We start from the raw sequence: 23,780 nt of genomic DNA, 5'->3' as shown, positions 1-23,780 counted from the left end.
TCCATTTATATTAACGGAAAGCAAGTGACAGGACAATATGACTAAGGATGGGAGGGGAGACTTTTATAACAGCGATCGGAAGGTTGTTCTGTCATCGGAGTGACCCATGTAAATATTCTTTATTCAATTCATATAGGTGTGTTAAAGGAATTGCTCGAAAGATGACGAATCCTAATGTTGAATAACCGCAGAAATGAAGAAAAATGGTCTTAATTTAATGTTTAACATTGGTGAATTTGGTTTAATGGACAATGCAATTCCTGTTCTACAATCAGGTATTTGGTTCATAGCCATTCGTTTATATAGAACTTGTATGATTCAGTCGCAATGGAGGAGGAACGTCACGTTGAGCACATCCTATGAGCAGCATGTAGAATATCCAAACCGGAAACGAATGGCGTGGCTTACGGCAGGGGCGGCACTTTTTGTGGCAGCCGGATTTTTTTTGATTTTTGATCGTTCTTCAGGTACGAATGATTCCATCCTTTCGGATGTGATTGGACTTCTATCCATTTTGTTTTTTGGGCTATGTTTCTGCTACAGTCTGGTAAAGATGATTAAGAAGGAACCTTCTTTTGTCATCGATGAGGATGGGTTTTTGGATGCATCTTCTTATACCTCAGGAGGAGCCGTGGCCTGGAGAGACGTTGAGAATATTTTTATGTATGAATTAATGGGACAGAAAATGATCGGGGTTAAATTGTGGGACGAGAAAGCCTTTCTGGATCGCCAGAACGGGATGAAACGCAAATTGATGACGGTCAACAGCAATATGGTCGATGCGACCATCAGCGTTGCCCAAAGTAGCCTCACAGTGCCACTGGATCAATTGTATATCATGATGATGAACCACTGGAGACATGTGAGTGATAACATGATATATGATTCGTATAACCGTCGTTAGAGAGGTCAGAATGTCCATAAGTCTTCAGAATGGAGGAATATAGATGATGCATGGTGATGCAACACGCACGATTCTACTTCCGGATGGAACTGCCCTGCCTGCGATAGGGCAAGGCACATGGAACATGGGAGAGAAGCAATCCAGCCAAGAAGAAGAAATACGGGCACTGCGTTCCGGTATTGAACTGGGAATGACCGTGATTGATACGGCGGAGATGTATGCAGAAGGTGGGGCAGAAGTTGTTACGGGAAAGGCCATCTCGGGCCATCGTGACGAAGTTTTTCTCGTATCCAAAGTGTATCCCCATCATGCGGATCGCAAGCAGATGATTACGGCCTGTGAGCGCAGTCTTACGCGTCTTGGTACAGATCATCTGGATTTGTATTTGCTCCACTGGCGAGGGGGAGTGCCACTCGAAGAAACGGTTCAGGCCTTGGAACAGTTGAAGCAATCTGGTAAAATCCTTCGCTGGGGTGTATCGAATCTGGATACAAGGGATATGCAGGAGTTATGGAGTCTACCGGAGGGTGCTCAGTGCATGGTGAATCAGGTGCTTTACCATGCAGCTTCGCGTGGTATCGAACATGATCTGCTTCCCTGGATGCGCGAACGTAGCGTTCCTGTTATGGCGTATTGTCCACTGGCACAGGGCGGCAGACTTCGAAGTGAATTGTTGGAGCATCCCGTCATTCAGGAGATTGCGCAGGATCGAGGAGTTACGACTTCGCAGATCGCATTAGCCTGGGTGATCAGGGACGGAGATGTGCTGGCGATTCCCAAAGCGGTACAGCTGAATCATGTGGCAGACAATGCAGCAGCAGTGAACATCGTTTTGACACCAGAAGAACGGACCCGGTTGGATGAAGCTTTCCCTGCACCTAAAGGCAAGGTACCTTTAAACATCGTGTAGATGGTATCTTTGAACGATGAGCATATGAGCAAGGTGAAAATATGAATATTGAGCGATACAGAGCAGATCTTCACGATCTGCTCTTTTTTTGTATGGATATCAATAGCGGAAGCTTGCCCTTCAATTAAGCGAATATATATTTTAACAAATGGGCTTTACAACACTATTTTACTAGTGTACTATTTAACTAACACACCAGTACAGAGAGGAGCGAGTGCTTTGTGACTATGGAATTTGATAACAACTTACCAATATATCTGCAGATTATGCAGTACATCAAGAGACAGATTGTAACCGGGACACTTCAGGCAGGTGACAAAATCCCTTCGGTTCGTGAACTGGCGGCTGAATTACAGATCAATCCCAATACAGTACAACGGACATTTCAGGAACTGGAGCGAGAAGAAGTGGTCGAAACCAAACGGGGCTTGGGCAGATATGTAACCAATGAGGAGCGGAAGATTATGACGATCAAAAAAGAGATGGCCGGTGAATTGCTGGAACGCTTTCTGACCGGAATGCAGGAACTGGGGATTGAAGAGCAGGATATCTTATCGATCGTAGCCGATGCCGTTGCGGAAGGAAAGGGAGGAAAAACGCATGAGTAACATCCTTGAACTGAACCAGATTAACAAGACATATGGCAGTAAGAAAGCGCTCAGTAATATCACATTGGATATTGCTCCTGGCCGAATCGTAGGTTTGCTGGGTAGCAACGGCAGTGGCAAAAGCACGCTCATGAAACTGGTTGCAGGTTTGCTGCATCCGAGCAGTGGAACGATTCAAGTCACAGGTAAGCCTGTTGGGCTGGAGACGAAGTCACTGGTTTCATTTATGCCGGATCGTCCATTAACCGAGAAGTGGATGAGAGTGCGGGATGCGATTTCGTACTACCGCGATTTCTATGCTGATTTTGACGAGGAGAAGGCACGGGAGATGCTCGATTTCATGAACCTTGTCGAGAGTGATCGGGTGCGGCATCTATCTAAAGGTATGAATGAGAGACTACAACTAACACTGGCGCTATCCCGTAAGGCTCGTCTGTATCTACTGGATGAACCGATTGGCGGAGTAGATCCGGTTGCGCGAGGCAAGATTCTGGATGCAATCGTCAAATTCTATGATGAAGACAGCAGTCTCATTATCTCCACACATCTGGTGAATGATATCGAACGGATTTTTGATGAAGTGGTCTTCATTCGTGAAGGTCAACTGGTGATGCGGGAAGAAGTGGAAACGCTCCGTCTGAAATATGGGAAAAGTGTGGATGAGATGTTCAAGGAGGTCTATGCGGAATGATGACATTATTGAAGTATGACTTTAGAAGGAACTGGAATACACTGCTGGCCGGGCTGGTTATTTTGATTATTGCGCAAGTGGCGCTTTCCCTTTTTATGTCTGAGGTCGCAGGGGTTGTGCTTGGCATTATGGGTTATGTTGGGGTAGGTGTGGCTATTTATGTGAAAATGATCAAAACATACACGTCCAATATCCGCTCTTATAATCGCCGTCTTTTACCCGTAACGGGGCTATCCCATGTGTTGTCTCCTTTGCTCTTTGGAGCTCTTTGCGGGCTGGGATTAGTCATTATATTTACGACCCATGCCTACATTTATATTTCAATGAAGCTCAGAATGAACATGGTTACCAATATTGATCTTTCGGGTCTGCATGTTTCGGATTATATTAGTTTGTTGCTGTTTATCGCTTGGGTTATCGTATTTATGACTGTCATCATCTTTCTTTCGATCTCGATTGCGGGCAGCTTCCGTTGGAGAACCGGGCCGTGGATCGGAATCGTTGCATTCTTAGTCCTCGTTAATCTGATTGGCTGGTTGGAGAATATAATTATGACAGGACGCTTCAGTCCAAATGAGATGTTCCGTTACACCGAAGAAAGTACAGGTATTGCAATCACAGCCAATGGCGTATTATGGTCGGACGGTATGTGGGGGAGTATTGTATTTGAAGTCATCGTAGCAGTTATCTTGGTGTGGGCTACCATTTATCTGAACAACAAAAAAGTTGAAGTCTGATGACAGGATAACTTGAACTTGATGCGAGCAACTAGGGTTGCTCGTTTTTTTACATCCAGTGATGATCTGATTTTTTGAATCCAATCCAATTAATCATACGTAAATATAGATATAATGTGTGTACGATGTGAGACTAGGTTAAAGAGAACGAAAGGGGATATGTAAGGGAAAGGAGAACGTATTATGGAACTATACTTCAGGGATAATTTTTTTAACGCGGGTTACACCGAGATTATGAATCCGAATCAGGAACAGGCAGGACACCTGGATTTGAAAAGTGTTTTTGGCTCTTCGCTCGATGTATCAGATAACTCGGGTTTGGTCTGCAGCGGCAAATTCCGCATGTTAACTAATCGTTGGGATATCACTGCAGCAGATGGGACACATCTGGGAGTATTGCGAGCGAGGTTTAGTTTCTTCAGCAAAAAGTATGAGTATGATGCAGGATCGCGTGGTACGTACGATGTGTCTGCTCCGGCATTCTCGCATGAATATGATATCAGTGGAAGTGGTGGACGCATCGTGGCAAGTTTCCGTCGCACCAGCGGCTGGTTTAGTTCAGGGGCATTTGTATTGGATAACCAGTCGGAACAACTGGACACGTATGAATTAATTGCAGTGGTCATGGGCGTGCACGCGATTAATAAAAGACGGAACTCGGCTGCCAGCAATGGTGGAGGTACGTAATAAGGTAGCGCTGATTCGTCGTGTTCTTGGCCAAAGCAGTTGTTTCAGAACCGGTTGAACCAGATCATGCGAATGTGTCAGAAACAGGAATTGGATCGCAAGTAACAGGAGATAAAGCTCTTGGTTGATCATAGGGTTACAGACCGTTTTACCAGCAAGTAAGTACAGTAAAAAAGGTTTGGATGAGATCATCCAGACCTTTTTTTGTATATGGTTTTTTTTGAGCAATAGTTATGGTTAACCCAATCTTACAAAATCATTGGCCATCGGCTTTTGCAAGAGAGCCTTCCTCACGTTGGCGGTGCTGAACTTCATTCGCGCGTTCGGGATGCATATCAGGTTTTTTTTCTGCATAACGGGCCAATGCCTTGGCAGCTGTTTCGGACATTCGCTCCCGCAGCACTGTGTGGTCAGCAATTCGAACCCGTTTACCGAGAAAACGCATTTTGGATAAGACGTAATCCATCTCATTCCGCGGGACGGTCAGCTCGATCCGATATGTCTGCTTGGCTTCCAGGTACTCGACCTGTTTTTCGAAGCAGGAGAATGCATAGAGGATTCGGGACAGTTCCTGATTGAACTCGGGCAATACTTCGATGGTGATGGTCGTTTTGCGCTTCTCCGTAATTGCAGCAATTCGGGCAGTGTAGCCAGAAGCGGTATCCGGGTCAACCGGTTGAGCTTCCACTGTAACGATGCTGTGCAGCTTGGTAGACATGAGTTTGTCAAAGCGAGGCGCGTACCAGAGCACATACCATTCTTTTTTGACCATGGAATACTCCAGTTTATACGGGAAACCAAATTCATCATGGCTTGTGCGTCCATTGCGGACGCGGCCTGTCATTCGAAATCCCTGATGATGCAGAATGATTAGCCGTAATGGTCTAAGTAGTGGGTGAGAGACACTGTTTTCCTCACTTTTGGCTTTTTCGGTCAGATAGTCCTGAAGATTCAGATCCTGCTCACCGTTCAGCATGTTGTGCATTTTATCCAATGTTACAGCGCTCAGCGCTTCTCTTGCGGCAGGGTGATTCAGCATCATGCGAAGCCAGGCCCGTTCCTGTGAGGTCCAGGTGAACAGTCCGGTTTCATTCAGTCGGGTCATCATCTGGTAATTGAACATCTTCTCGAACAGGTTCATAATATTCCGCAATCTCCTTCCATTCCTGGATCATCTCCTGGCGTAGTCTCTGAGGTGCGATGATTTCGCAGCTTGAGCCAAAACTCCGTAACCACGGTTTGATCTCGGTGGTACCGTTAACCTGGATTTCGTAGAGAAAGGTATGATCCGTTTCGGGTATAATCTTGCCCCATTGACCTTGCAGACGAACCCGATCCAGAATGAAGTTGCGCTGACCTCGCTCCGGATGGAAAAATCGAGCTTGAACTGTTACGGTATTCCCCGTATCTACCAGCCAACTGTAGCGACTGATGTCAGTCCACTGCTGCTTCAACTCGAGCATGTATTCCTCTTCTACGGAATCCTCTTCCTCCAGTTGGGTTATGCCTTCCATGCGGAATTTCACAAAGCCGCGGCGGCCCTGAAATCCAATGACATACCAACGACCATACTGATGGTCATAGACCACTTCAAGGGGCACGATCCGGTTGGATCGCCCACCTGCTTCACGTTCAAAGCGTGGATTCGTATTCTGTGAACTGTAGCTGGATGGTTTTTTCGGTGAATAATATAGGAACTGCACACGCTTGCGCTGACGAATCGCACTAAGCAGCGTGTAGAGATGAGCTTCGTCCAGGATACGAGAATAATAGTGATACTTGTAGATATAGGGTTCGGTCGCTTCTTCTTGTGGAAAACTTGCAGTAATAGTTTTCTTCAGACTGTCCCGCAATAAGTACCCCTGTACGGAAGGAACCTGGGTATTTGCCATCATATCCACAAAATCATATAACTCCAGCTGTTCCTCCACTGTTAATTCGGTAAGGACATCCTGTTGCAAGGCATAGCGATACGGTCTGCCACCAGGCTCTTTTCGAATAACCCCAACCTCTTCCAGATACTTCAGATCAGAGCGAATGGTTTTCTCGTCAGGTAACGCCAGATCTTCCGGCAGATCAGCACAGCAGGCGTCCAGCAGTTCCATCGCGGTCAGGGCTGTATTCTGTAGAGTATGCAAAAGGACGGAAAGGCGCTGAACTTCAGTCTCTTTCATCGACTTGGCGCGGAAGAGGAAGAGCAGCATGGGCTCTGCGGATTCTCCGTACTGGAAACGAACGAGGTCTGCCATTTCCCGGCTTGCTTCGGCACCTAAACGCTGATCAGCGACGGTCTGCATGATTTCTTTTAACCTGCGATTGGTTTTATCAAAGGTATGTACGGATATGCCAAGCCGCTCGGCATACTGTTTGCGGTTATACGCACCACTGGTCAGGGATAACATGCGTAAGAACTGAATTTCTTTGTCAAAACTCTCTTTAGCCATGAGTATTCACTCCTTGGTGGCCTGGAGTCAGGCGGATATAATGGACGACGATGTTGGCAGAATAATTCTGCGGTACAGAAACATTCGTGAACTTCCCATTTGCGATATCCCTTTATTGTAGCAGGAAGAGAGTCAGGTTTCATTTTAAACTTATAAAGGTTGACTCCATTGCAAAAATTCAGTCGTCGTCATACTTTCGCCATGTTCGCGTGCAGATGTGTGAGGCATAATGAGGATGTGAAGCGGGGCAGCAGCAAGCACTGTGGATCAAGGTTCCGAGGCGCCAGGGAGGGTTACTTCGACTGTTAATCGACCAGGTCGTTGGTTCGAATCCAATCGCCGCCGTTCATGGCGGTGTAGCTCAGCGGTAGAGCGGGTATTATACCTTCCCACCTTTTTCCTCGGAACATTTTATTATGAAAGAACAGCCAATAGACTCACACCGGGAGGTCATGAGTGATGAGCAGAGCGAAACAATTATTTAATCAACCTCAGCCAACGACACGTAATCATGGGGGCTACGGAGCCTATGAGCGATTGGTGGAGGAACAATATATACAGATGTTGATGACCAATACATTAAACAATACGTTCTATGCAGATACCCAGCAACTGATGGACGATGCGATGGTCAGTCATCAGGAGATGGCTGAGGTCGATGCAGGATTTATGGCGCGGGCGCTGGTCTATGCTCGTAATGAAGGTTTGATGCGGTTACAGCCTCTATACGGGCTGGCATTTCTGTCCAAGGTGGACGCGGATCAGTTTGCAAAGGTGTTCTCCCAAGTCGTACAGACACCGGCTGATTTGGCCGATTTTCTGACCATTCTGAGAGGAATGGGGCGGGGGCAGGGCGGCCGAGCGGTGAAGCGTCAGATGAGTCTCTTTTTGAACGGGATCAGTGAATACTGGGCGATCAAATACAACGGGCGTGGGCGTGGATACAGTCTGGGCGATATGATTGCTACAGCACATCCCAAGCCGATAGATACGAAGCAACAAGCCTTGTTTCGTTATTTGCGCGGGCATGAGGTGGATCTTACGGAACTTCCGCAGTTGCAGGCGCTGGAAAAGCTGAAAGCTACGCCCAACCCCGCAAGCCGGATGCATCTGATCGAGAAAGGTAAACTTCCGTATTCGGTGGTCACCTCGATCATGCAGCCGACACGTACGGTGTGGGAGGCGTTAATGTCACAAATGCCGACCTTTGCATTGCTGCGCCATCTGAACGCAATGGATCGAGCAGGTGTTTTTGAAAAGTCAAAAAATATCGATTACGTAACAGGTCGTTTAACGGATGCAGAAGCCCTGCGTAAGTCGCGCATATTGCCTTTCCGATTCGCCAGTGCATATGAAATGATTGCGAGGGAAGAGCTGCGGGATGCTTTGCGACAAGCGGTAGAGCTATCCATTGGCAACCTGCCAACGCTGCCGGGAAGAACGGCTATTTTCCTGGATCGTTCCGGTTCCATGCAAGGGGATTATTTACGGATTGGTTCGGTGCTGGCACTGGCGCTTTACAAACAAACAAGAGGTAACGCACTGTTCTGGTTATTCGACCATATGGTTGAGGATGCTCGTCCCAAGATGAATGAAAGCATTCTTTCTCAAGCTCACCGGATTCGTGCACAAGGTGGAACAGACACGGGGCGGCCTGTACGCGAGCTTCGGGATATCGGAGAGAAAGTGGATCAGATCATTATGATCACTGATGAACAGCAGAATGAAGGCAGTCCGTTATATGCCGAGCTTGAGCGATATCGCCGGATGATGAATCCGGAGTTGAAAGCATTTATTGTGGATATAGCACCTTATCGGCAGGCAATGGTACCGCCACGGGATGGCAAAACCTTTTACATCTACGGTTGGAGTGAAACGGTATTGACGTATATTGCCGAGACTGTGGCAGGATATGATACACTCGCGAACCGGGTGAGAGAGATCGAGATTTAATTGAGGGAATTTGGAGGCGGCTGACCATGACCTACGTTCATGAAGAAATGAGAGATATGATTAGACAACAGCTGAAGCAGATTGAACAGGAGGAGCAGGTACGGATTATCTATGCCTGTGAATCGGGCAGTCGAGCGTGGGGATTTCCTTCACAGGATAGTGATTATGATGTGCGTTTTCTGTATGTAAGACCGCTGGAATGGTACTTGTCGATTGAGGATAAAAGGGATGTGATCGAACGTCCGATCAGTGATCAACTCGATGTAAATGGTTGGGATCTGCGCAAGGCGTTGAAGCTGTTTCGCAAATCAAATCCACCACTCTTGGAATGGTTGCAATCCCCGATTCAGTATGATGAACAGTATAGCGTGGCACAGCATATCCGTGCACTGTCACCGTTGACCTTCTCGCCCAAGTCTTGTATGTATCATTATCTGAATATGGCAAAGGGCAATTTTCGAGATTATTTACAAGGTGAGCGGGTGAGGATTAAAAAGTACTTCTATGTTCTACGTCCATTGCTCGCTTGTGGCTGGATTGAACGTTATGATGCGATGCCACCGATGGCATTCGAAGAGCTGGTGCAAGAACTTGTGCCTGCGACTACACCGCTATATACGGAGATTCATGAATTGCTGCGCCGGAAAAAGGCGGGTGAGGAACTGGATCTGGAGCCGCAGTTGCCAGCAATACAGGCTTTCTTAGCCGAGAAGATCGAGCATTTTGAACGACTGGCTGGCCAGATGGAGAATGAGCAGATTATTCAATTTGAAGAATTGGACCGGATTTTCCGTTTGGCATTGCAAGAGGTATGGGGCGAAGGGGAATAATTAGGACGTTCCTTCACCCAGGCGAGCGATCAAATGATGGATGTTCGCGTCTCGAACGTTATAAAGTCCAAGTCGGCTGGCTGATTGCGACGAATGGCGATGGAGAGCATGTTCTAAGAAACATAGGACGTCTTATGTGGCCTCCAGAGTGTCCTATTAAAATGTAAGAAACATGGGACACGTTATTTTCCGGAAATGTCGGATAAAAGGATGGAAAAGGGCGGTTTAGCTTCATTTAGCGTGACTCTGGTTCGTTAGGTTTCCGGGGGCGCTTCTCATCATGAAATAAGACGCCAGCGATTCGTTAGCGCCATCATGCACTTGCGTTGCTCTGGTGCGTGATGAAATTTTCAAATAAAAGGAGGAGAACGATGCATCTGATCCTGAAAGCAAGCGGCGCTAACGCGGGGGTTGTATCCCATTTGTTAGCGAAGAACCCGCTGAATATATATGACCGCGTTGACAAAGGTGTGCGTGTAAGAATGGTGTACACCACCGCTACTGAGAATGAAACGGAAGTGCTGATTCATGCCGAGCCTGATCCTGTGGATCTGGTCAGAGGCACACCTGATGGATATGACATAACGCAATATATCAATGATCGTGAGTTCGTGACCAGCAGCCTGTTCTGCTCCTACATACGTGGGGCGTTAGGGACGGCCCTGAATGGCAAGCCCAAGGAAGACTATGTGCAATGGGTAGGTCACTCTTTCGAATTGGAACTGACCTTTGGACCGGTGGCATCCGACCTGCCGGATCGGGTTGTGGAGGAATTATTCTCGCCATTAGGATACGCAGTTTCGATGGAACGTGGAGAGCTGTCTTATTCCTTTGATCTGAAAAATAAAAGCACAGTTCGCCATATCACCTTGCGTGGTCGTAACACGGTACAACATGCATTGCGTCAGCTTTTTCTGCTGATTCCAGTGCTGGATAATTACAAACACTATTTCATCAGTGAAGATGAGATCGATAAAGTCAAACGTTACGGTGAAGGGTGGCTGGATGCTCATCCACTGAAAGAACTCATTGTGAAGCGTACGCTTCGTTTTGCCGAACTGATCCGGCAGTATGAGCGACAAGAAGGTGCCTTGTCTGCGTCTCTTGGACAGGAGAGAGAAACAGGTCACACCTCAGACACGGTTATTCAGGAGAATAACGTGGGACATCAGGAAGACAGAGAACAAGATCAACGTGAGTCCGAGTCCGTTAGCGATGGCGTACAATCAGAAACTCCTGTACGGTTAAACGAGTTGCGTTATCGAGCGATTACGGATGTGGTGTCAGCGTTGCCAGTCAAACGAAGCATTGTGGATATGGGAGCGGGTGAGGGCAAGCTGTCCGCTCGTTTGGCGTACGTTCCCGGTGTGGAATCGATTCTGGCCGTTGAACCTTCCGGTCAGTCGCGGCTCCGAGCCATGGAGCGCTTCGCGAAGCTGGAGGGTCGTTCTGGAGTGGTGGCTATGCCGGAGCCGATCATCGGTTCACTTTTTTATTTTGACGAGCAGATGCAAAACCAGGACGTCATGATCCTGTGCGAAGTGATTGAGCATATTGAGGAATATCGTCTGAACAGAATTATGGATACAATCATGAACGAATATCAGCCAGAAGTGCTGCTAGTTACTACCCCAAACAAGGAATATAACGAAGTGTACGCAATGGAGCAGGAAAGCTTCCGTCACCATGACCACCGTTTTGAGTGGACCCGTGCGGAGCTGGCTATCCGGTGTGAGGAATGGACGCAACAGGGGAGCTATGGCTACGAGATTAAGGGTATTGGTGAGAATGCAGAAGGCTATGGACAACCTACCCAACTGGTCATTTTTGAGCGGAGAAAGGAGAGTCAATCATGAGGAGAAAAATGAGACCAAACGAAATCTCGGATGAAGGCAGAGAACGTCAGGATCGGAAAAGTGTGACGGAGGAAAGACAGCGTGAGATTCGTCTACCCCACGCAGGCATTGTCGTTCTCGTCGGCCCATCCAACAGTGGCAAAAGTACGTTGCTGGATCGCCTCGTTGAAGAAAGCGTCATTCGGCGCACGGAAGCCGTCTCGTCCGATCAATTCCGCATGCTGGTTGGAGATGATGAGTATGTGGATTGGAAACACCGTCCCCGCAGTGAAGCGGATGTGATCTATGCCGAGTATCAGCAAGTATCGGCCAAAGCCTTTGAAGCGATGGAGGCGATGCTGGCAACCCGCTGTCGTCTGAACAAGCTGACCTGGGTGGATGCGACACATCTGTATCCAGAGGATCGGGAGCGACTGATTCAGGTGGCAAGAAAGGCTCATGTGCCTGTGATTGCTGTTGTGCTGGATATTCCGGAAAAAGAACTGCTGGAACGTGATGCCCAGCGGGAGTATCCGCGTGGACGCCAACGGGTGAAACAACAGGTGCAGCAGTTCAAGCGCACATTGCGCTTGATCCGTGAGGAAGGCTTCGATGCCAGTTATGTGCTGAAGCAACCGGATGAGATTACGTTTGTCCGCACATCCAATCCGCTGGTGACTGACATGGGTACAGGTATAGATATCATCGGAGATATTCACGGCTGTTACGAAGAAATGATGGAATTAATCGTGCGTCTCGGGTATGTGGACGAGGATGAAAGTGGCTTGTACCGTCATCCTGAAGGACGAAAATTGGTTTCAGTCGGTGACGTAACGAGCCGTGGGCCAGAATCATTAAAATGTCTGTTGTTCTGGCAACGTCATTGTGCCGCCGAGCTAGCCTACATGATTGACAGTAATCACGGCTGGAAGATTGCACGTTATCTGGATGGTCGTGATGTTACGCTGAATCATGGTGACGAACGGGTAGAGATGGAGTTGCGACAGTTTGAGCAGGAGCACGGTCAGGAGACGGCGAAGCGAGTACGTGCGGAGCTTAGGTCATTTCTGCTTGAAGCACCATCTCATCTGGTGTTTTCCCGGAACGGGGTAAGACAAGTCGTTGTTGCACACGCAGGGATTCGAGATCATTTTATCGGCAAACAGTCCAAACGCATTCAGGATTACTGCCGATATGGCGATGTGGATGGGATGGATGAGCAAGGTCGGCCGGTGCGCAAGGATTGGTACGTGGATCACAATTCGGGTGAATGCATTGTTTGGGGACATGATCCTCGTCCATATCCTACAATTGTGAATGATACAGTCAATATTGATCAAGGTGTCGTTTTTGGTGGCATGCTCACTGCTTGGCGAATGCCAGAACGTGAGGCAGTCAGTGTTTCGGCGAAGCAGGATTATGCGGGAGATCCGGATAGTCCATTAAAGCGCTGGGAACAGCGGCGTTTTGCTCCGCCTAACATACGTAAGTTCAAGGAGGGTTTCACGGTTCAGACAGCATCCAAACTGGATGTGTCTGTGCACGGTGAGATGGCGAAGACGGCAATTGATACGTTTTCCCATTATACTGTACCGCTGGAAGAACTGCTCTACATCCCGCCTACGATGAGTCCGCCGCCGGGTGTATGTTCTGTGGAGGGATACCTGGAGCATCCACAGGATGCATTTCAGTATTATCGTTCTCAGGGAGTTACCCGTATGGTTGCCGAGAAGAAACACATGGGCAGCCGGGCCATTGTACTTCTTTTCCGTGATGAGCAAGCTGCGGTGCAACGAGTGGGCCGGCCCATGCTGGGGAACATCGTGACAAGGACGGGACGATCCTTTTTTGATCCTTCGACAGAGCAGAGTGTGCTCTCGAAGTTACATGCGGACTTGACCGCAGATGGTTATTTTGATCGTCATAAGACGGAGTTTGTACTGCTCGATGCCGAGATTGTTCCTTGGAATCTAAAGGCGCGTGAGCTGATTGCTTCACAATATGCACACGTTGCCGAAGCCTCCATGATGGATCGTTCTACGGTTCTGGACAAACTGCGTGAAGCTGAAACAGCAGGTCGGAATGTAGATGAATGGTTGCAGGAGACAGCAGGAAAACTTGCCAGTGCCCGGACATTTCGGGATGTATTCCAGGAGTACTGTTGGGATGTGGATGATATCGGGGACATTCGAATTGCACCGTTTCACACACTAGCACATAGTATGGGAGCATTTTGGGAGCAAACACATGAATGGCATATGGAACAAAACCGTGAGTTCGCTCGCATGTCGACCATGATGATGGAGACAGAATATCGCGTAATTGCAAATGAGGCGGATGAAGCGGATGTTATTCGTTGGTGGAATGAGATTACAGCGGAAGGACATGAAGGTATTGTCATCAAACCTGAAACGTTCTGCGCCTGGAATAACAACAAAATGATTCAGCCTGCGATTAAAGTACGAGGACGTGCATATTTGCACATCATCTATGGGATGGATTACCTGGTACCCGAGAATCTATCCCGACTTCGTAAACGCAAAACGTCCAAAAAAGAACGTCACGCCTTAATGGAGAGTGCTTTGGGTATGGAGGGGATTGAGCGCTTTATACGCAGAGAGCCGGTGGAACGAATTCACGAATGCGTGCTGGCGACGTTATCGCTGGAGTCGGAGCGAGTAGACCCACGTTTGTAACTGTTAAAGTAAAAGAATAAGAAATAAAGATGAAGCTGGTTCGGAGTTAATCCAAACCGGCTTCATTGGTGTATAGACTTCGTTAAAGCAAGTTTCTTATCAGGCCTGTGTGTTTAGTGCTATAACTTTTGACATGACTTGGATCAGTTGGTATGAGCAACGGCGCGAATCTCAATCAGTTGATGAGGAAAGGCGAGTCCGGATGTCCCAACCATCGTGACAGCCGGACGATGCGTACCAATGTACTCTTTATACACGGCAACACATGGCTCAAGATGCTCCTGTGGGTGAACCAAGAAAATTTCCAGTTCAGCAATGTTCGACTTGGTCACATTAAATCCCGCGAGTACGCGATCCAGGTTATCCAGTGTCTGACGAACCTGTGCTTCAATATCATCGACACCAATAAACGTCCCCTGCATATCATGCGAAAATTGCCCTGCAATGTAGATCATACCGTTAACGCTGTATCCCTGAGCCACGCTAAATGCTTCTTCCCACGGGACACCGTGGCTATAGATTTGAGTTGTAGTCATATGAATCTCTCCTTTGGAATTCGAGCTAAAATGAGTATAACCGGAGAAAAACAACTTGGGCAGTACGCACTTTCATGACAGTGACTATCCAAAAGGATAGCGTTAACACGGTGTTTGTGAGCCTAACGACTCATTCCAGAGAATCTTTATATCAGGATATTTAATTTTGGTATAACTAACTTAAGTCCTATATCCTTCCCCTAGAATCTGGGTAATAATTATAGTAGGCAAGTGATTAATGGAATCTCATAACGTAACGATAGGGGGTAACCTGTATGGCATCCGTAATTCTGCTGGTGAAACAGACGGAGGACGATGAGAAGGTTATTTATCGCTTCGGACCGAATGAGCGAAAGATGGGGCTCATTGAGATGAATAAGATCAAGGAAAGTGTGAGGGAACTGGAACCTGTCCAGGTGGATGGGGTAAGTCCGAGTTTTTTCTTTAACCGAGCCGCGCAGCGACTGGTACGATGTTTATTCAGGGAAGGCGGCAAGTTCCCTGAACGAACGACGTTTGAATCATAGTTTCAGCACCGCAAAAATAAGTCCACAACCCTGCTCATGGGTCATGGACTTATTTTTCGTTTCAGAACGTTTTGGCATAAGAGATCAGTGCCGTAATTGTGATGATATTAAGCAACGTTGAGATCAGCACTGTCTGGGCTGCAAAATCGGGTTCGTTATCGTATTCTTCCGCGAGAATGGATGCGTTGACACCGGTCGGCATACCCGAAGCGATAATGAGTGCCTGTGCAGCGATACCTTCCAACCCAAGCAGAAGCACAATCGAAATTCCGATAGCCGGGCCGATCAGGAGTCGCAAAAATGTGCTAATATACACATCAAGACGGTATAGTTGAATTGGATATTTTACAATCTGTGCTCCGAGTGTCAGAAGCGCCACGGCAACCATACTTTGCTGCGCATAGGTCAGCGGCATGGACAGGAACGTAGGCAAGGGAACCTTCCACATGTGTAACAGAATCCCCAGCAAGAGCGCATACGGAACAGGCATTTTAAGAAATCCAATAATCACCGCACGGTAATTACCTTTGAGCTTCGCGCCCTGAATGGACAACACGCCATAGGTGAATGTCAGTAATGCCTGCAAAGACATGACCAGTGCCTGAATGGAAGAGGCGAGTGGATCGCCGCGGAATACCAGTGCATTGATGGGCAATCCATAGTTGCCTGCGTTATCCAGCATAATACTGTTGTTGAAGGCAGCCTTCATGCCTTTATTCATCTTAAGTGAACGCGCAAATACAGAACCTACAATATAGAGAATCAATACATATATCGCATAAAAGAGTGTCACTGTCCCGAGCAGTTCGCCCGACATATCCGAGTGATACATGCTCATAAAGACGGCTGCGGGGGTAATACAATAGAAATTGATTTTCGCGAGGGTGTACAAGTCCAGCTTGAACACCTTTTGCATCCAGGACCCGACGGCAATGAGGAGAAAGACGGGCAGGACGACTTCAAGCATGATGTCTGCAATCATTAGTTCAGCTTCCTTTTTCATGAAAATTTCAATCCGATTTCGAAAATGCTTTGCTCATTATATCATTTTATACACAACCAAATGTGGGAATAGGCTAAAAAAGATCAGGAGGTGTTGCATATGATTCCAGATCATCTGGATGTTGGTTTATCGATATTGTTTATTGGCTTCAATCCGAGCATTACGTCTGGAGAGACGGGTCATCATTATGCTTACAAAGGTAACCGGTTCTGGCGCATTCTTGAACGATCGGGATTAACCCCGCGTTTATATGATGCACAAGAGGATGGAGAGTTGCTGAAGCTGGGGTACGGATTCACAAATATCGTGGCCCGGCCCACCAGAGGTGTGGAAGATATTATGAAGGAAGAGTACGCAGAAGGACGCCAGATTTTGCGGCAAAAGCTGGAGGACTACCGGCCGGACATCGCCTGTTTTGTAGGAAAAGGGGTATACACCCAGTACAGCAAGCGTTCCAAAGTGCAATGGGGATTTCAGGACGACCCGGTCGTCAAGGAAATTCAGGAGTTCGTCGCTCCATCGTCCAGTGGACTTGTGCGCATGTCGATGGATGAGATTGTGGCGATTTATTCACAGCTTGCTGATTTTGTTGCGGACAAGAATAGGGAAAATTAAGGGGTGAGAAAGACAGGAGAGGTAAGATAGCAGCAGTAATAGGCTACCACGAAACCTATAGAGAATGTGCAGCGACAATCACAGAATGTTGGTACGCAGAGTTCACCCTGTCGGCTTCGCCGATGAGGGCGAATTCTTTTTTTTGGATAAAGTGAGAGGTTTCGGGAACGGCTTCCGTCTATATAGTACAGAACCATGCATGGAAGCTGTAGAGAAGGGGGATTACATGACTCAACAGATACCGGAGGAGGAGCTTATTGAGCGCATTGTTGCAGGGGATAAGCAGTTGTTCTCCGTGCTTGTGGATCGATATAAAAATAAAGTCTACGGCATCATGCGCGGAATGGGTGCGAGTCATCCGGATGCACAGGATCTCGCTCAGGATACGTTCATTCGCATCTATCGCTATCTCCCGTCACGGCGGGAGGGGAGTCGTTTCTCGTCGTGGGTGTACACCATTGCGGTGAATCGGATGCGGGATTTTATAAGGGAAAAGAAACCCGTGATGACTGTGGTCGATCAAGGGATCGAACCTGTCAGTAATGAAACACCGGAGAAACGTGTGCTGCATAAAGAGATGCAGCGTGAAATATATCGACATCTCGAACAGTTGCCTGATTCGTATCGGCTGGTGTTATTACTGAAGTACACAAACGAGTTGAGCTATGAAGAGATTGCGGATATTACTGGCATGAGTTCAACCAAAGTGCGCAACGCCCTTTATCGCGGGAAAAAGACGCTGAGGAAGCAAATGGAACGCAAAGGAGGTTTAGCTACGTATGAAGCCTATTTCAAGGGATGAGGATCGGTTGTGGGAGGAGCATTTGTATCGAGAGGAGCCGGATGCGGATTTTACGCTTAAGCTCATGCAGAAGCTGGATGGCGTGTCCATGGAAAGTGGCGAAGCTGAAAATCCATTCGTGAAAAAATCCATGAGAGCGCATTGGATGCGCCGGACGGGGATCGCCGCCGCGGCAGTTGTGATCTTTGCCGGAGGGGCCTGGTTTGCTTTTGACCGAACAACAGAGCCAGCACAACCCGCGGTAAATGCTGTGGATCGTCTGCCATTGCCTAACATCCCTGTGCCTGAAGCATTGAAATATTCATATTTTGCAGATGATTACAAACGTCTTAAACCTCTCGGGCTTGTCGTTAATCCGAACATCAATATTAATGACCAGGGCTATACGCTCAAGATTGAAGATGTTCTGGTCGATCGTTCTCAGATTGTGATGACCATGCAACAAATAACACCTGATGGATTAGGATTGTCACGGTTATTGTCTGGGATGGGGAGAATTCATATTACGGATGAAGAGGGGCGACAGGTTGCGACTCTTGCAAGAGATACCAGAACGAAGGGCTCCGTAACTGAACGAGTGGTTTTCCAGTTGCATGATGAAATTCCGGATCAGGTGGTCGTGCGGGGTGAACTGCGTAATTTAAATGTGGGCAGATATTATGATTACGAGAAAAAATCCTACGAAGATAGAGATGTTACGGTGGATTGGAGCTTCCAATTCAATATCGATATGACCAAAGCTAAATTATTGGCTGTTGAAAATTCTATGGATAAGACATATACGACGCCAGAAGGACTAAAGCTTGATATGACACAGCTTGTACGCACGCCAAACGGAACCCGGCTTGACCTAAATGTGAAGCTGGATGATAAGCTTCGTGGCAAAGTTGATGAGAATTGGGCGAGCTATATGAGTATCATCTACCATCTTGAGATTCCTGAAACAAATGAATATCGAATCTTCAATGGAATAAGACCAGATGCCCGTCAAGCCAAGTTTCGACTCCAAGATCAGAGTGACTTAAGGAATGGTGGGCCGTTGAAGTTGTCAGAGACATGGGACCCTGCGTTTGTAACGGTAGATGCGAAGAACATTCGCTTTGTTCTGGATGGTTACACCCTCCCGGTGAAGGAAGAGAAATCAGTGGAAGTTGATCTGGAGAAGAGGCGTAAGGACACGAATTTTTATACTTTTGCACAATTTGAACAGCTTGGAGATAAAATATTATTCTATGATTTTGAGTACGAGCCACTGATGGAATCGTATGATCCTCCGAAGATTGATGTAAAGGAAGGGTATTCACTAGTTCTGAAGGGGAGTGGGACGTTCCGAAATGCTTTCATGGGTGATCGCTGGGTTGCAGTAGATTCGGATGGAAAAGAGTATCCTGTTGAAGTGAACGGTTATCCGGATCAACCTAATAATAACGGTGAATACGTTGAAGATGATCTGCAATTAAAAATTCGGGGGTTTAACGAAGAAAAGGGTACAAAATTCACTTTGAAAAGAACAGTAGTCAATAGAGAGTATCGCGATGTGAATTGGGAAGTGGATCTTCCATCGTACGATAGCCTGCCTTGGCTGAAATAACCATAGTACAATCCTCAGCCATGAAGTAAATGAAAACTTCGAATGGATGTATAAGGATGGATCAACAGATTTAAGTGTGAATGTATAGATATATAAGGATATAAGCCTAATATACGAAAAGGCACTGCATAATGGTATGCGGGGCCTCTTTTGTATGTACCAGATTTACGGCGAAGGCAAGTACCTAACGAATTCATCTTCAGAAAAAAGCGGTTACCTTTTCCGAATTATGCAGATTCCCTTGGAATCAAGGTGGTCGATAACATAACGGTTTCCTTCGGCGTTCCCGGGCGATCGATCCGGCGTTGTAAAGCTTCAACGGCACGTTGTCCGAGTTCCTCTTTGCACAGATTAACTGTGGTCAGAGGCGGGGAAGACGTAACGGCAGAGTGTACATTGTCGATACCGATGACAAGGCAATCTTTAGGTGTGGAGATGCCCATCTCCTGTAATTTGTGCATCCACTGCAAGGCAATATCATCATTAACACCAATCCAGGCATCGGGACGTTCATCATCTGGCATGTTTTGAATGGTGGTAGCCAACTGGTTAACCCATTCGCCGTTCTCATACGGAATATTCCATTCTCTGAAGCTGGTCGTATGACTTTTATCCACATGGAAATGATTTAAGGCCAACTCAATCCCGATCTTCCGCTGCGCGAAGCTTGCAGCACGACCATCATCTGTGATGAGGCCGATCCGTCGGCAATGCATAGACATTAGATATCTCGCAACAGTAATGCCAGCTTCCAGATTATCATGGCTGATCGTATCACAATTCAGCAGCGGCTCCTGATGATCTACGAGAATAATAGGCCGACCCGTCTGAGAGAGGCGTTGCAGAACCGTATGAGGAAAAGCACCCATGACAATAATTCCTGCACAACGTTCCCAGTCCAAATGAGGAGCAATAGCTTTTTCGGGAGAGGTGTTCTCGTCCGTCACTCCGAGTGAGGGAGATACAATGGCATGATGCCAACCACGCTCATTGCAGGCGGAGATCATGCCTGACAGAACACGTTGCCAGTAGTGGGGTTCACCGCGGTTAAGCTGATTCATGCATATGAGAACAAACGGGGGATCGGAAGGATCAACATGGTTTGCGGTAGCAGGACCGTTGGCAGTACCCGGAGTGCTTTGGCGATATCCCAATGCCCGAGCGAGTTCCAGTACCCGTGCGCGTGTCGCTTCACTGACACCCGTCTTGCCACTGAGTGCGCGGGAGACGGCATATTTGGATAATCCGAGCTGGTCAGCCAGCGTCTGAATGGATACTTTGCGTGACATATCATTACTCCTTCGTATGTGAGCGAACTGCATAAATCCATTGAGATGACCTCTAAGAATTGACGATCATCTTCGGACACAGTACACTTACAAATAATAATGTTATTATAATTTATCATAACAAAAATAACAATATATATTGGAGTGATAGATCCAATCTATATATGTTCAACTAAACATTTACACGATAACGGAGAGGGCAGAAATAAACTGAAGAAGCGAAGCTAAAAGCTTTCTGAAAGAAAGCTGCATCGGAAGCATAAACCTCGCCTTTATCACCGGATTTCCCCTTGAGAAAGGGGATCGAAAAAATCTGGGGATAACAGCGATTGGAAAGTTGTTCTGTCATCGTAGTGCCAGTGTAAATAATCTTTTATCAACTTATACATAAAACCTCAATTCAAAGGAGACGAAATCCATGGAACAGTTCAGATTACCGAAAATCCCTATGCCGCATCTGGAGTTGCCACAAGCTGTGCAGGATATTCTGACTGAGGCAGACGAGCGTTTGCAACATCGACCGAGATTGCTGACTCAGTTTCGTAATTGTTTTCCCAATACACTGGAAACGACCACGAAGCTACTGGAGGATGGAACAACCTTTGTGATAACAGGGGATATTCCCGCGATGTGGTTAAGGGATTCCGTAGAGCAGGTCATGCATTATGTTCCACTTGCGAAGGATGACGAGAAGTTGCAGCGAATCATCGGAGGCCTGATCAAAAAGCATACATTTTATGCTGATAAGGATATCTATGCCAATGCGTTCAATGAAACGGCGAATGGATGGCATTGGGATGCCAATGATGAGACGGAGATGTCACCTTGGGTGTGGGAACGGAAGTTTGAACTGGATTCCCTCTGTTTCTCCATGAAGCTAGCTTATACATATTGGCGGGAAACTGAACTCACGGATATATTTGACGAGCGCTTCAAGAAAGTGATGGGGAATATCGTAGACCTATGGGAGACAGAGCAGCATCATGCAGAGCGTTCATCTTACCGGTTCATGCGTCGCAATTGTCCAGCTCATGATACGCTGCGTAATGAGGGGTTGGGTATGCCTGTGAATTACACGGGTATGATCTGGTCCGGATTCCGTCCGAGCGATGATGCCTGTGATTTTCATTATAATATTCCGGCGAATATGTTCGCTGCGGTAACCTTGCGCCAGATGGGGGAGATTGCGAAGTGGGTATTTCGGGATGAACAACTGGTGAGCCGGATGGCTCGATTGGAAGAAGAAATAAGGCATGGGATCTCCCTGTATGGTACTTATCGTCATCCAGAGTATGGGCAGATTTATGCCTATGAGACGGACGGTTACGGTAACTTTTGTTTGATGGATGATGCGGGCACGCCTGGACTGATGTCCATCCCGTATATGGAGTTTGCTCCGGTGGAGGATGCTGTGTATCAGAACACACGCCGCTTCATTTTGAGTAGGGAGAATCCGTTCTACTATGAAGGGAAGGTAGCCAAAGGGATCGGTAGCCCCCACACCCCGCCGGGATACATCTGGCACATGGCGCTATCCATGCAGGGCTTGACCGCAGACAATGACGAGGAAATGCTGGCCATGATTGAATTGCTGGAGAACACGGATGCTGGTACCGGATATATGCACGAGGGTTTCCACGCCGATGATCCTAACACGTTCACAAGACCGTGGTTTGCCTGGTCCAACAGTCTGTTCTCGCAACTGGTGTATAAGGCAATGAAAAAAGGAATTCTATAAAAGATACATTATAAAAAAAGAGTTCTTACTGCTCGTGAAGCAGCCGTTCCGGTTACGAATCGTTCTTTTGATCGCTGTTATCCCCGGATTTCCTGATCGACTTTTGTAAAGTCGAAATCCGGTGATAAAGGCGAACACTTCGTTTCTTCAGAATCGATTTCGTTCCCTGCACTACTTTTACTATCGAGCGCGACTGTTTTTTGAACGACATCATTTTTAGAATAGAAGAGTAGGTAAAAACAACAAAGCCCAAACTGCTGAACTTTGCAGTTTGGGCTTTGTTTAATTGAAAAACACAGGCGCTTCGCTATGTGTTTTTCAGTAGATCGGCGATGAAGACTTTCTGTCCTGTGCGGGCGCTTTCCAGGGAAGCGAGGACCATAGCCATGCTGAACTGGTTATCACTGCAATCGGTCTCAGGCAGTCGGCCGGATTCCAGTGCGGCAAACATGTCTTCTAGGCAGCCATGGTGTCCTGTTTTCTCCATGATCGGCAGTTCCGCTTCAATGCGCTCACTTGGCTGAAAAAAGGATGGTTTGCCGTCAGCATCCAGGCTTTGCGCAGTAACCACCTCAGCATAAATGTCATCATGACCATCCCAGATGGCGGTTCCTTTTTCACCGATTACGCGCCAGCTTGCTTCCCATGATGTGGGTACGCCTTCTGCGCACCAGGATCCGCGATAGTTGAGTACGGACCCGTCGGACATTTCAAATATACATAACGCCATCGCATTGCCCTGATACCAGGAACCTGGAGGATTGAACTCATGGCAGTACACTGATACCGGGTTGGCCCCGAGTATATATCGTGCCTGATCAAAGGTATGTATGGCCATATCGAGCAGCAGCGGACTATCCATCAGATCACGGAATCCGCCGAAGTGTGGCCCGAGGAAAAAGTCAGCCCCTGCGTAACCTACCTGCCCTATAGCTCCGCCGGAAATGAGGTGCTGGTAGGCGCGGATACGCGGATCAAAACGACGATTCTGCATGACGGCTTGAATGTGTCCTGTGCTGCGAGCGGTTTGCACAATATCTGTGCAGTCGGAGAAGGACTCTGCCAGTGGTTTTTCGCCAAATACATGACATCCTTCCTTCAGCGCTGTCATGGCAATGCCGTAATGACTCGCCGGAATCGTGACATCGAATACGATATTTGCACCAGTCGTTTGAATGGCCTCACGGATATCGGTGAACGTAGGGCAGGTGAGACTATGTCTAGTAGCAAAAGTAATGGCTGTCTGTTCATACAGATCGACCAGCCCAACGATCTCCGTATCCGGTCTTTGCAAGGCGTAGTCTGCCCATGTGTTCGCCATGGCACCGCAGCCAGCGATAATTACCTGATAAGGATGACTCATCCGCTCATCTCCTTCATATGG

At 47.4% G+C, this 23,780-nt stretch carries 21 protein-coding genes; 15 read left to right on the top strand and 6 right to left on the bottom strand.

Going from position 1 to position 23,780, the window contains the following annotated elements:
* Positions 1-346 precede the first annotated feature (346 nt).
* The 6 genes from FE296_RS20825 (at position 347) to FE296_RS20800 (ending at position 4,537) form a co-directional block, all read left to right on the top strand.
* Positions 347-904, top strand: a complete 558-nt coding sequence (locus tag FE296_RS20825) for an STM3941 family protein (RefSeq protein WP_150366169.1) — start codon at positions 347-349, stop codon at positions 902-904.
* Between the two features lie 43 nt (positions 905-947).
* Positions 948-1,814 (top strand): aldo/keto reductase, encoded by an 867-nt coding sequence (locus FE296_RS20820; RefSeq protein WP_150366168.1) that lies wholly within the window; start codon positions 948-950, stop codon positions 1,812-1,814.
* Between the two features lie 221 nt (positions 1,815-2,035).
* Positions 2,036-2,422 carry a GntR family transcriptional regulator gene (locus FE296_RS20815; RefSeq protein WP_150366167.1) on the top strand — a complete coding sequence of 129 codons (387 nt, stop codon included), beginning with the start codon at positions 2,036-2,038 and terminating at the stop codon, positions 2,420-2,422.
* Positions 2,415-3,113: an ABC transporter ATP-binding protein gene (locus FE296_RS20810; protein WP_091015664.1), complete on the top strand. Its 699-nt coding sequence runs from the start codon at positions 2,415-2,417 to the stop codon at positions 3,111-3,113. Before FE296_RS20815 ends, FE296_RS20810 begins: the two co-directional genes overlap by 8 nt.
* Positions 3,110-3,850: a hypothetical protein gene (locus FE296_RS20805; protein ID WP_150366166.1), complete on the top strand. Its 741-nt coding sequence runs from the start codon at positions 3,110-3,112 to the stop codon at positions 3,848-3,850. The genes FE296_RS20810 and FE296_RS20805 overlap by 4 nt, the downstream gene beginning before the upstream one ends.
* 183 nt (positions 3,851-4,033) lie before the next feature.
* Positions 4,034-4,537 (top strand): LURP-one-related family protein, encoded by a 504-nt coding sequence (locus FE296_RS20800; protein ID WP_124117169.1) that lies wholly within the window; start codon positions 4,034-4,036, stop codon positions 4,535-4,537.
* Between the two features lie 256 nt (positions 4,538-4,793).
* Here the strand turns inward: FE296_RS20800 and FE296_RS20795 are convergent, their stop codons facing one another.
* Entirely contained in the window at positions 4,794-5,678 is an 885-nt protein-coding gene (locus FE296_RS20795; RefSeq protein ID WP_124117168.1) for a WYL domain-containing protein, read from the bottom strand.
* Complete coding sequence (locus FE296_RS20790) at positions 5,626-6,981, bottom strand: helix-turn-helix transcriptional regulator (protein ID WP_150366165.1); 1,356 nt, start codon at positions 6,979-6,981, stop codon at positions 5,626-5,628. The genes FE296_RS20795 and FE296_RS20790 overlap by 53 nt, the downstream gene beginning before the upstream one ends.
* A 459-nt stretch (positions 6,982-7,440) precedes the next feature.
* Between FE296_RS20790 and FE296_RS20785 the strand changes: the two genes are divergently transcribed.
* The 4 genes from FE296_RS20785 (at position 7,441) to FE296_RS20770 (ending at position 14,295) form a co-directional block, all read left to right on the top strand.
* A complete protein-coding gene (locus FE296_RS20785; protein WP_124117166.1) occupies positions 7,441-8,934 on the top strand; it encodes a TROVE domain-containing protein in 1,494 nt (497 codons plus the stop codon).
* A 26-nt stretch (positions 8,935-8,960) separates the two neighbouring features.
* Positions 8,961-9,764: a nucleotidyltransferase domain-containing protein gene (locus tag FE296_RS20780; protein ID WP_150366164.1), complete on the top strand. Its 804-nt coding sequence runs from the start codon at positions 8,961-8,963 to the stop codon at positions 9,762-9,764.
* A gap of 371 nt (positions 9,765-10,135) precedes the next feature.
* Positions 10,136-11,620: a 3' terminal RNA ribose 2'-O-methyltransferase Hen1 gene (locus FE296_RS20775; RefSeq protein ID WP_150366163.1), complete on the top strand. Its 1,485-nt coding sequence runs from the start codon at positions 10,136-10,138 to the stop codon at positions 11,618-11,620.
* 62 nt (positions 11,621-11,682) lie between these two features.
* Entirely contained in the window at positions 11,683-14,295 is a 2,613-nt protein-coding gene (locus FE296_RS20770) for a polynucleotide kinase-phosphatase (protein WP_190945431.1), read from the top strand.
* A gap of 143 nt (positions 14,296-14,438) precedes the next feature.
* On the opposite strand, the gene FE296_RS20765 is transcribed toward FE296_RS20770, so the two are convergent.
* The gene (locus tag FE296_RS20765) at positions 14,439-14,831 is read right to left on the bottom strand and encodes a RidA family protein (RefSeq protein WP_150366162.1); all 393 of its coding nucleotides are present in this window, start codon (positions 14,829-14,831) and stop codon (positions 14,439-14,441) included.
* A gap of 275 nt (positions 14,832-15,106) precedes the next feature.
* Between FE296_RS20765 and FE296_RS20760 the strand changes: the two genes are divergently transcribed.
* Positions 15,107-15,358 (top strand): RNA-binding protein, encoded by a 252-nt coding sequence (locus FE296_RS20760; protein WP_047841868.1) that lies wholly within the window; start codon positions 15,107-15,109, stop codon positions 15,356-15,358.
* Positions 15,359-15,419: 61 nt separating this feature from the next.
* Here FE296_RS20760 and FE296_RS20755 read toward each other — a convergent pair whose 3' ends face one another.
* Positions 15,420-16,340, bottom strand: a complete 921-nt coding sequence (locus tag FE296_RS20755) for an AEC family transporter (protein ID WP_150366318.1) — start codon at positions 16,338-16,340, stop codon at positions 15,420-15,422.
* A gap of 120 nt (positions 16,341-16,460) precedes the next feature.
* On the opposite strand from FE296_RS20755, the gene FE296_RS20750 reads away from it, so the two are divergent.
* The 3 genes from FE296_RS20750 (at position 16,461) to FE296_RS20740 (ending at position 19,369) form a co-directional block, all read left to right on the top strand.
* Positions 16,461-16,976, top strand: a complete 516-nt coding sequence (locus FE296_RS20750; protein WP_150366161.1) for a mismatch-specific DNA-glycosylase — start codon at positions 16,461-16,463, stop codon at positions 16,974-16,976.
* A gap of 226 nt (positions 16,977-17,202) precedes the next feature.
* Positions 17,203-17,778 (top strand): RNA polymerase sigma factor, encoded by a 576-nt coding sequence (locus FE296_RS20745; protein WP_124117161.1) that lies wholly within the window; start codon positions 17,203-17,205, stop codon positions 17,776-17,778.
* The gene (locus FE296_RS20740; protein WP_150366160.1) at positions 17,756-19,369 is read left to right on the top strand and encodes a hypothetical protein; all 1,614 of its coding nucleotides are present in this window, start codon (positions 17,756-17,758) and stop codon (positions 19,367-19,369) included. Before FE296_RS20745 ends, FE296_RS20740 begins: the two co-directional genes overlap by 23 nt.
* Before the next feature lie 227 nt (positions 19,370-19,596).
* Here the strand turns inward: FE296_RS20740 and FE296_RS20735 are convergent, their stop codons facing one another.
* Positions 19,597-20,658 (bottom strand): LacI family DNA-binding transcriptional regulator, encoded by a 1,062-nt coding sequence (locus FE296_RS20735; RefSeq protein ID WP_190945396.1) that lies wholly within the window; start codon positions 20,656-20,658, stop codon positions 19,597-19,599.
* A 418-nt stretch (positions 20,659-21,076) separates the two neighbouring features.
* Between FE296_RS20735 and FE296_RS20730 the strand changes: the two genes are divergently transcribed.
* Positions 21,077-22,396: a glycoside hydrolase family 125 protein gene (locus tag FE296_RS20730; protein WP_150366158.1), complete on the top strand. Its 1,320-nt coding sequence runs from the start codon at positions 21,077-21,079 to the stop codon at positions 22,394-22,396.
* 307 nt (positions 22,397-22,703) lie between these two features.
* Here the strand turns inward: FE296_RS20730 and FE296_RS20725 are convergent, their stop codons facing one another.
* A complete protein-coding gene (locus FE296_RS20725; RefSeq protein WP_150366157.1) occupies positions 22,704-23,759 on the bottom strand; it encodes a Gfo/Idh/MocA family protein in 1,056 nt (351 codons plus the stop codon).
* Positions 23,760-23,780 lie beyond the last annotated feature (21 nt).

Source organism: Paenibacillus sp. UASWS1643 (assembly GCF_008693195.1).
Taxonomy (GTDB): Bacteria; Bacillota; Bacilli; order Paenibacillales; family Paenibacillaceae; genus Paenibacillus; species Paenibacillus amylolyticus_B.
This window is presented reverse-complemented; position numbering and strand designations above follow the sequence as displayed.

Bases quoted from the DNA above. Each gene is read 5' to 3' on its own strand.
- FE296_RS20820 (WP_150366168.1), top strand. From the start codon at position 948: ATGATGCATGGTGATGCAACACGCACGATTCTACTTCCGGATGGAACT.
- FE296_RS20810 (WP_091015664.1), top strand. From the start codon at position 2,415: ATGAGTAACATCCTTGAACTGAACCAGATTAACAAGACATATGGCAGT.
- FE296_RS20805 (WP_150366166.1), top strand. From the start codon at position 3,110: ATGATGACATTATTGAAGTATGACTTTAGAAGGAACTGGAATACACTG.
- FE296_RS20800 (WP_124117169.1), top strand. From the start codon at position 4,034: ATGGAACTATACTTCAGGGATAATTTTTTTAACGCGGGTTACACCGAG.
- FE296_RS20795 (WP_124117168.1), bottom strand. From the start codon at position 5,678: ATGAACCTGTTCGAGAAGATGTTCAATTACCAGATGATGACCCGACTG.
- FE296_RS20790 (WP_150366165.1), bottom strand. From the start codon at position 6,981: ATGGCTAAAGAGAGTTTTGACAAAGAAATTCAGTTCTTACGCATGTTA.
- FE296_RS20785 (WP_124117166.1), top strand. From the start codon at position 7,441: ATGAGCAGAGCGAAACAATTATTTAATCAACCTCAGCCAACGACACGT.
- FE296_RS20780 (WP_150366164.1), top strand. From the start codon at position 8,961: ATGACCTACGTTCATGAAGAAATGAGAGATATGATTAGACAACAGCTG.
- FE296_RS20775 (WP_150366163.1), top strand. From the start codon at position 10,136: ATGCATCTGATCCTGAAAGCAAGCGGCGCTAACGCGGGGGTTGTATCC.
- FE296_RS20765 (WP_150366162.1), bottom strand. From the start codon at position 14,831: ATGACTACAACTCAAATCTATAGCCACGGTGTCCCGTGGGAAGAAGCA.
- FE296_RS20760 (WP_047841868.1), top strand. From the start codon at position 15,107: ATGGCATCCGTAATTCTGCTGGTGAAACAGACGGAGGACGATGAGAAG.
- FE296_RS20755 (WP_150366318.1), bottom strand. From the start codon at position 16,340: ATGATTGCAGACATCATGCTTGAAGTCGTCCTGCCCGTCTTTCTCCTC.
- FE296_RS20750 (WP_150366161.1), top strand. From the start codon at position 16,461: ATGATTCCAGATCATCTGGATGTTGGTTTATCGATATTGTTTATTGGC.
- FE296_RS20745 (WP_124117161.1), top strand. From the start codon at position 17,203: ATGACTCAACAGATACCGGAGGAGGAGCTTATTGAGCGCATTGTTGCA.
- FE296_RS20740 (WP_150366160.1), top strand. From the start codon at position 17,756: ATGAAGCCTATTTCAAGGGATGAGGATCGGTTGTGGGAGGAGCATTTG.
- FE296_RS20735 (WP_190945396.1), bottom strand. From the start codon at position 20,658: ATGTCACGCAAAGTATCCATTCAGACGCTGGCTGACCAGCTCGGATTA.
- FE296_RS20730 (WP_150366158.1), top strand. From the start codon at position 21,077: ATGGAACAGTTCAGATTACCGAAAATCCCTATGCCGCATCTGGAGTTG.
- FE296_RS20725 (WP_150366157.1), bottom strand. From the start codon at position 23,759: ATGAGTCATCCTTATCAGGTAATTATCGCTGGCTGCGGTGCCATGGCG.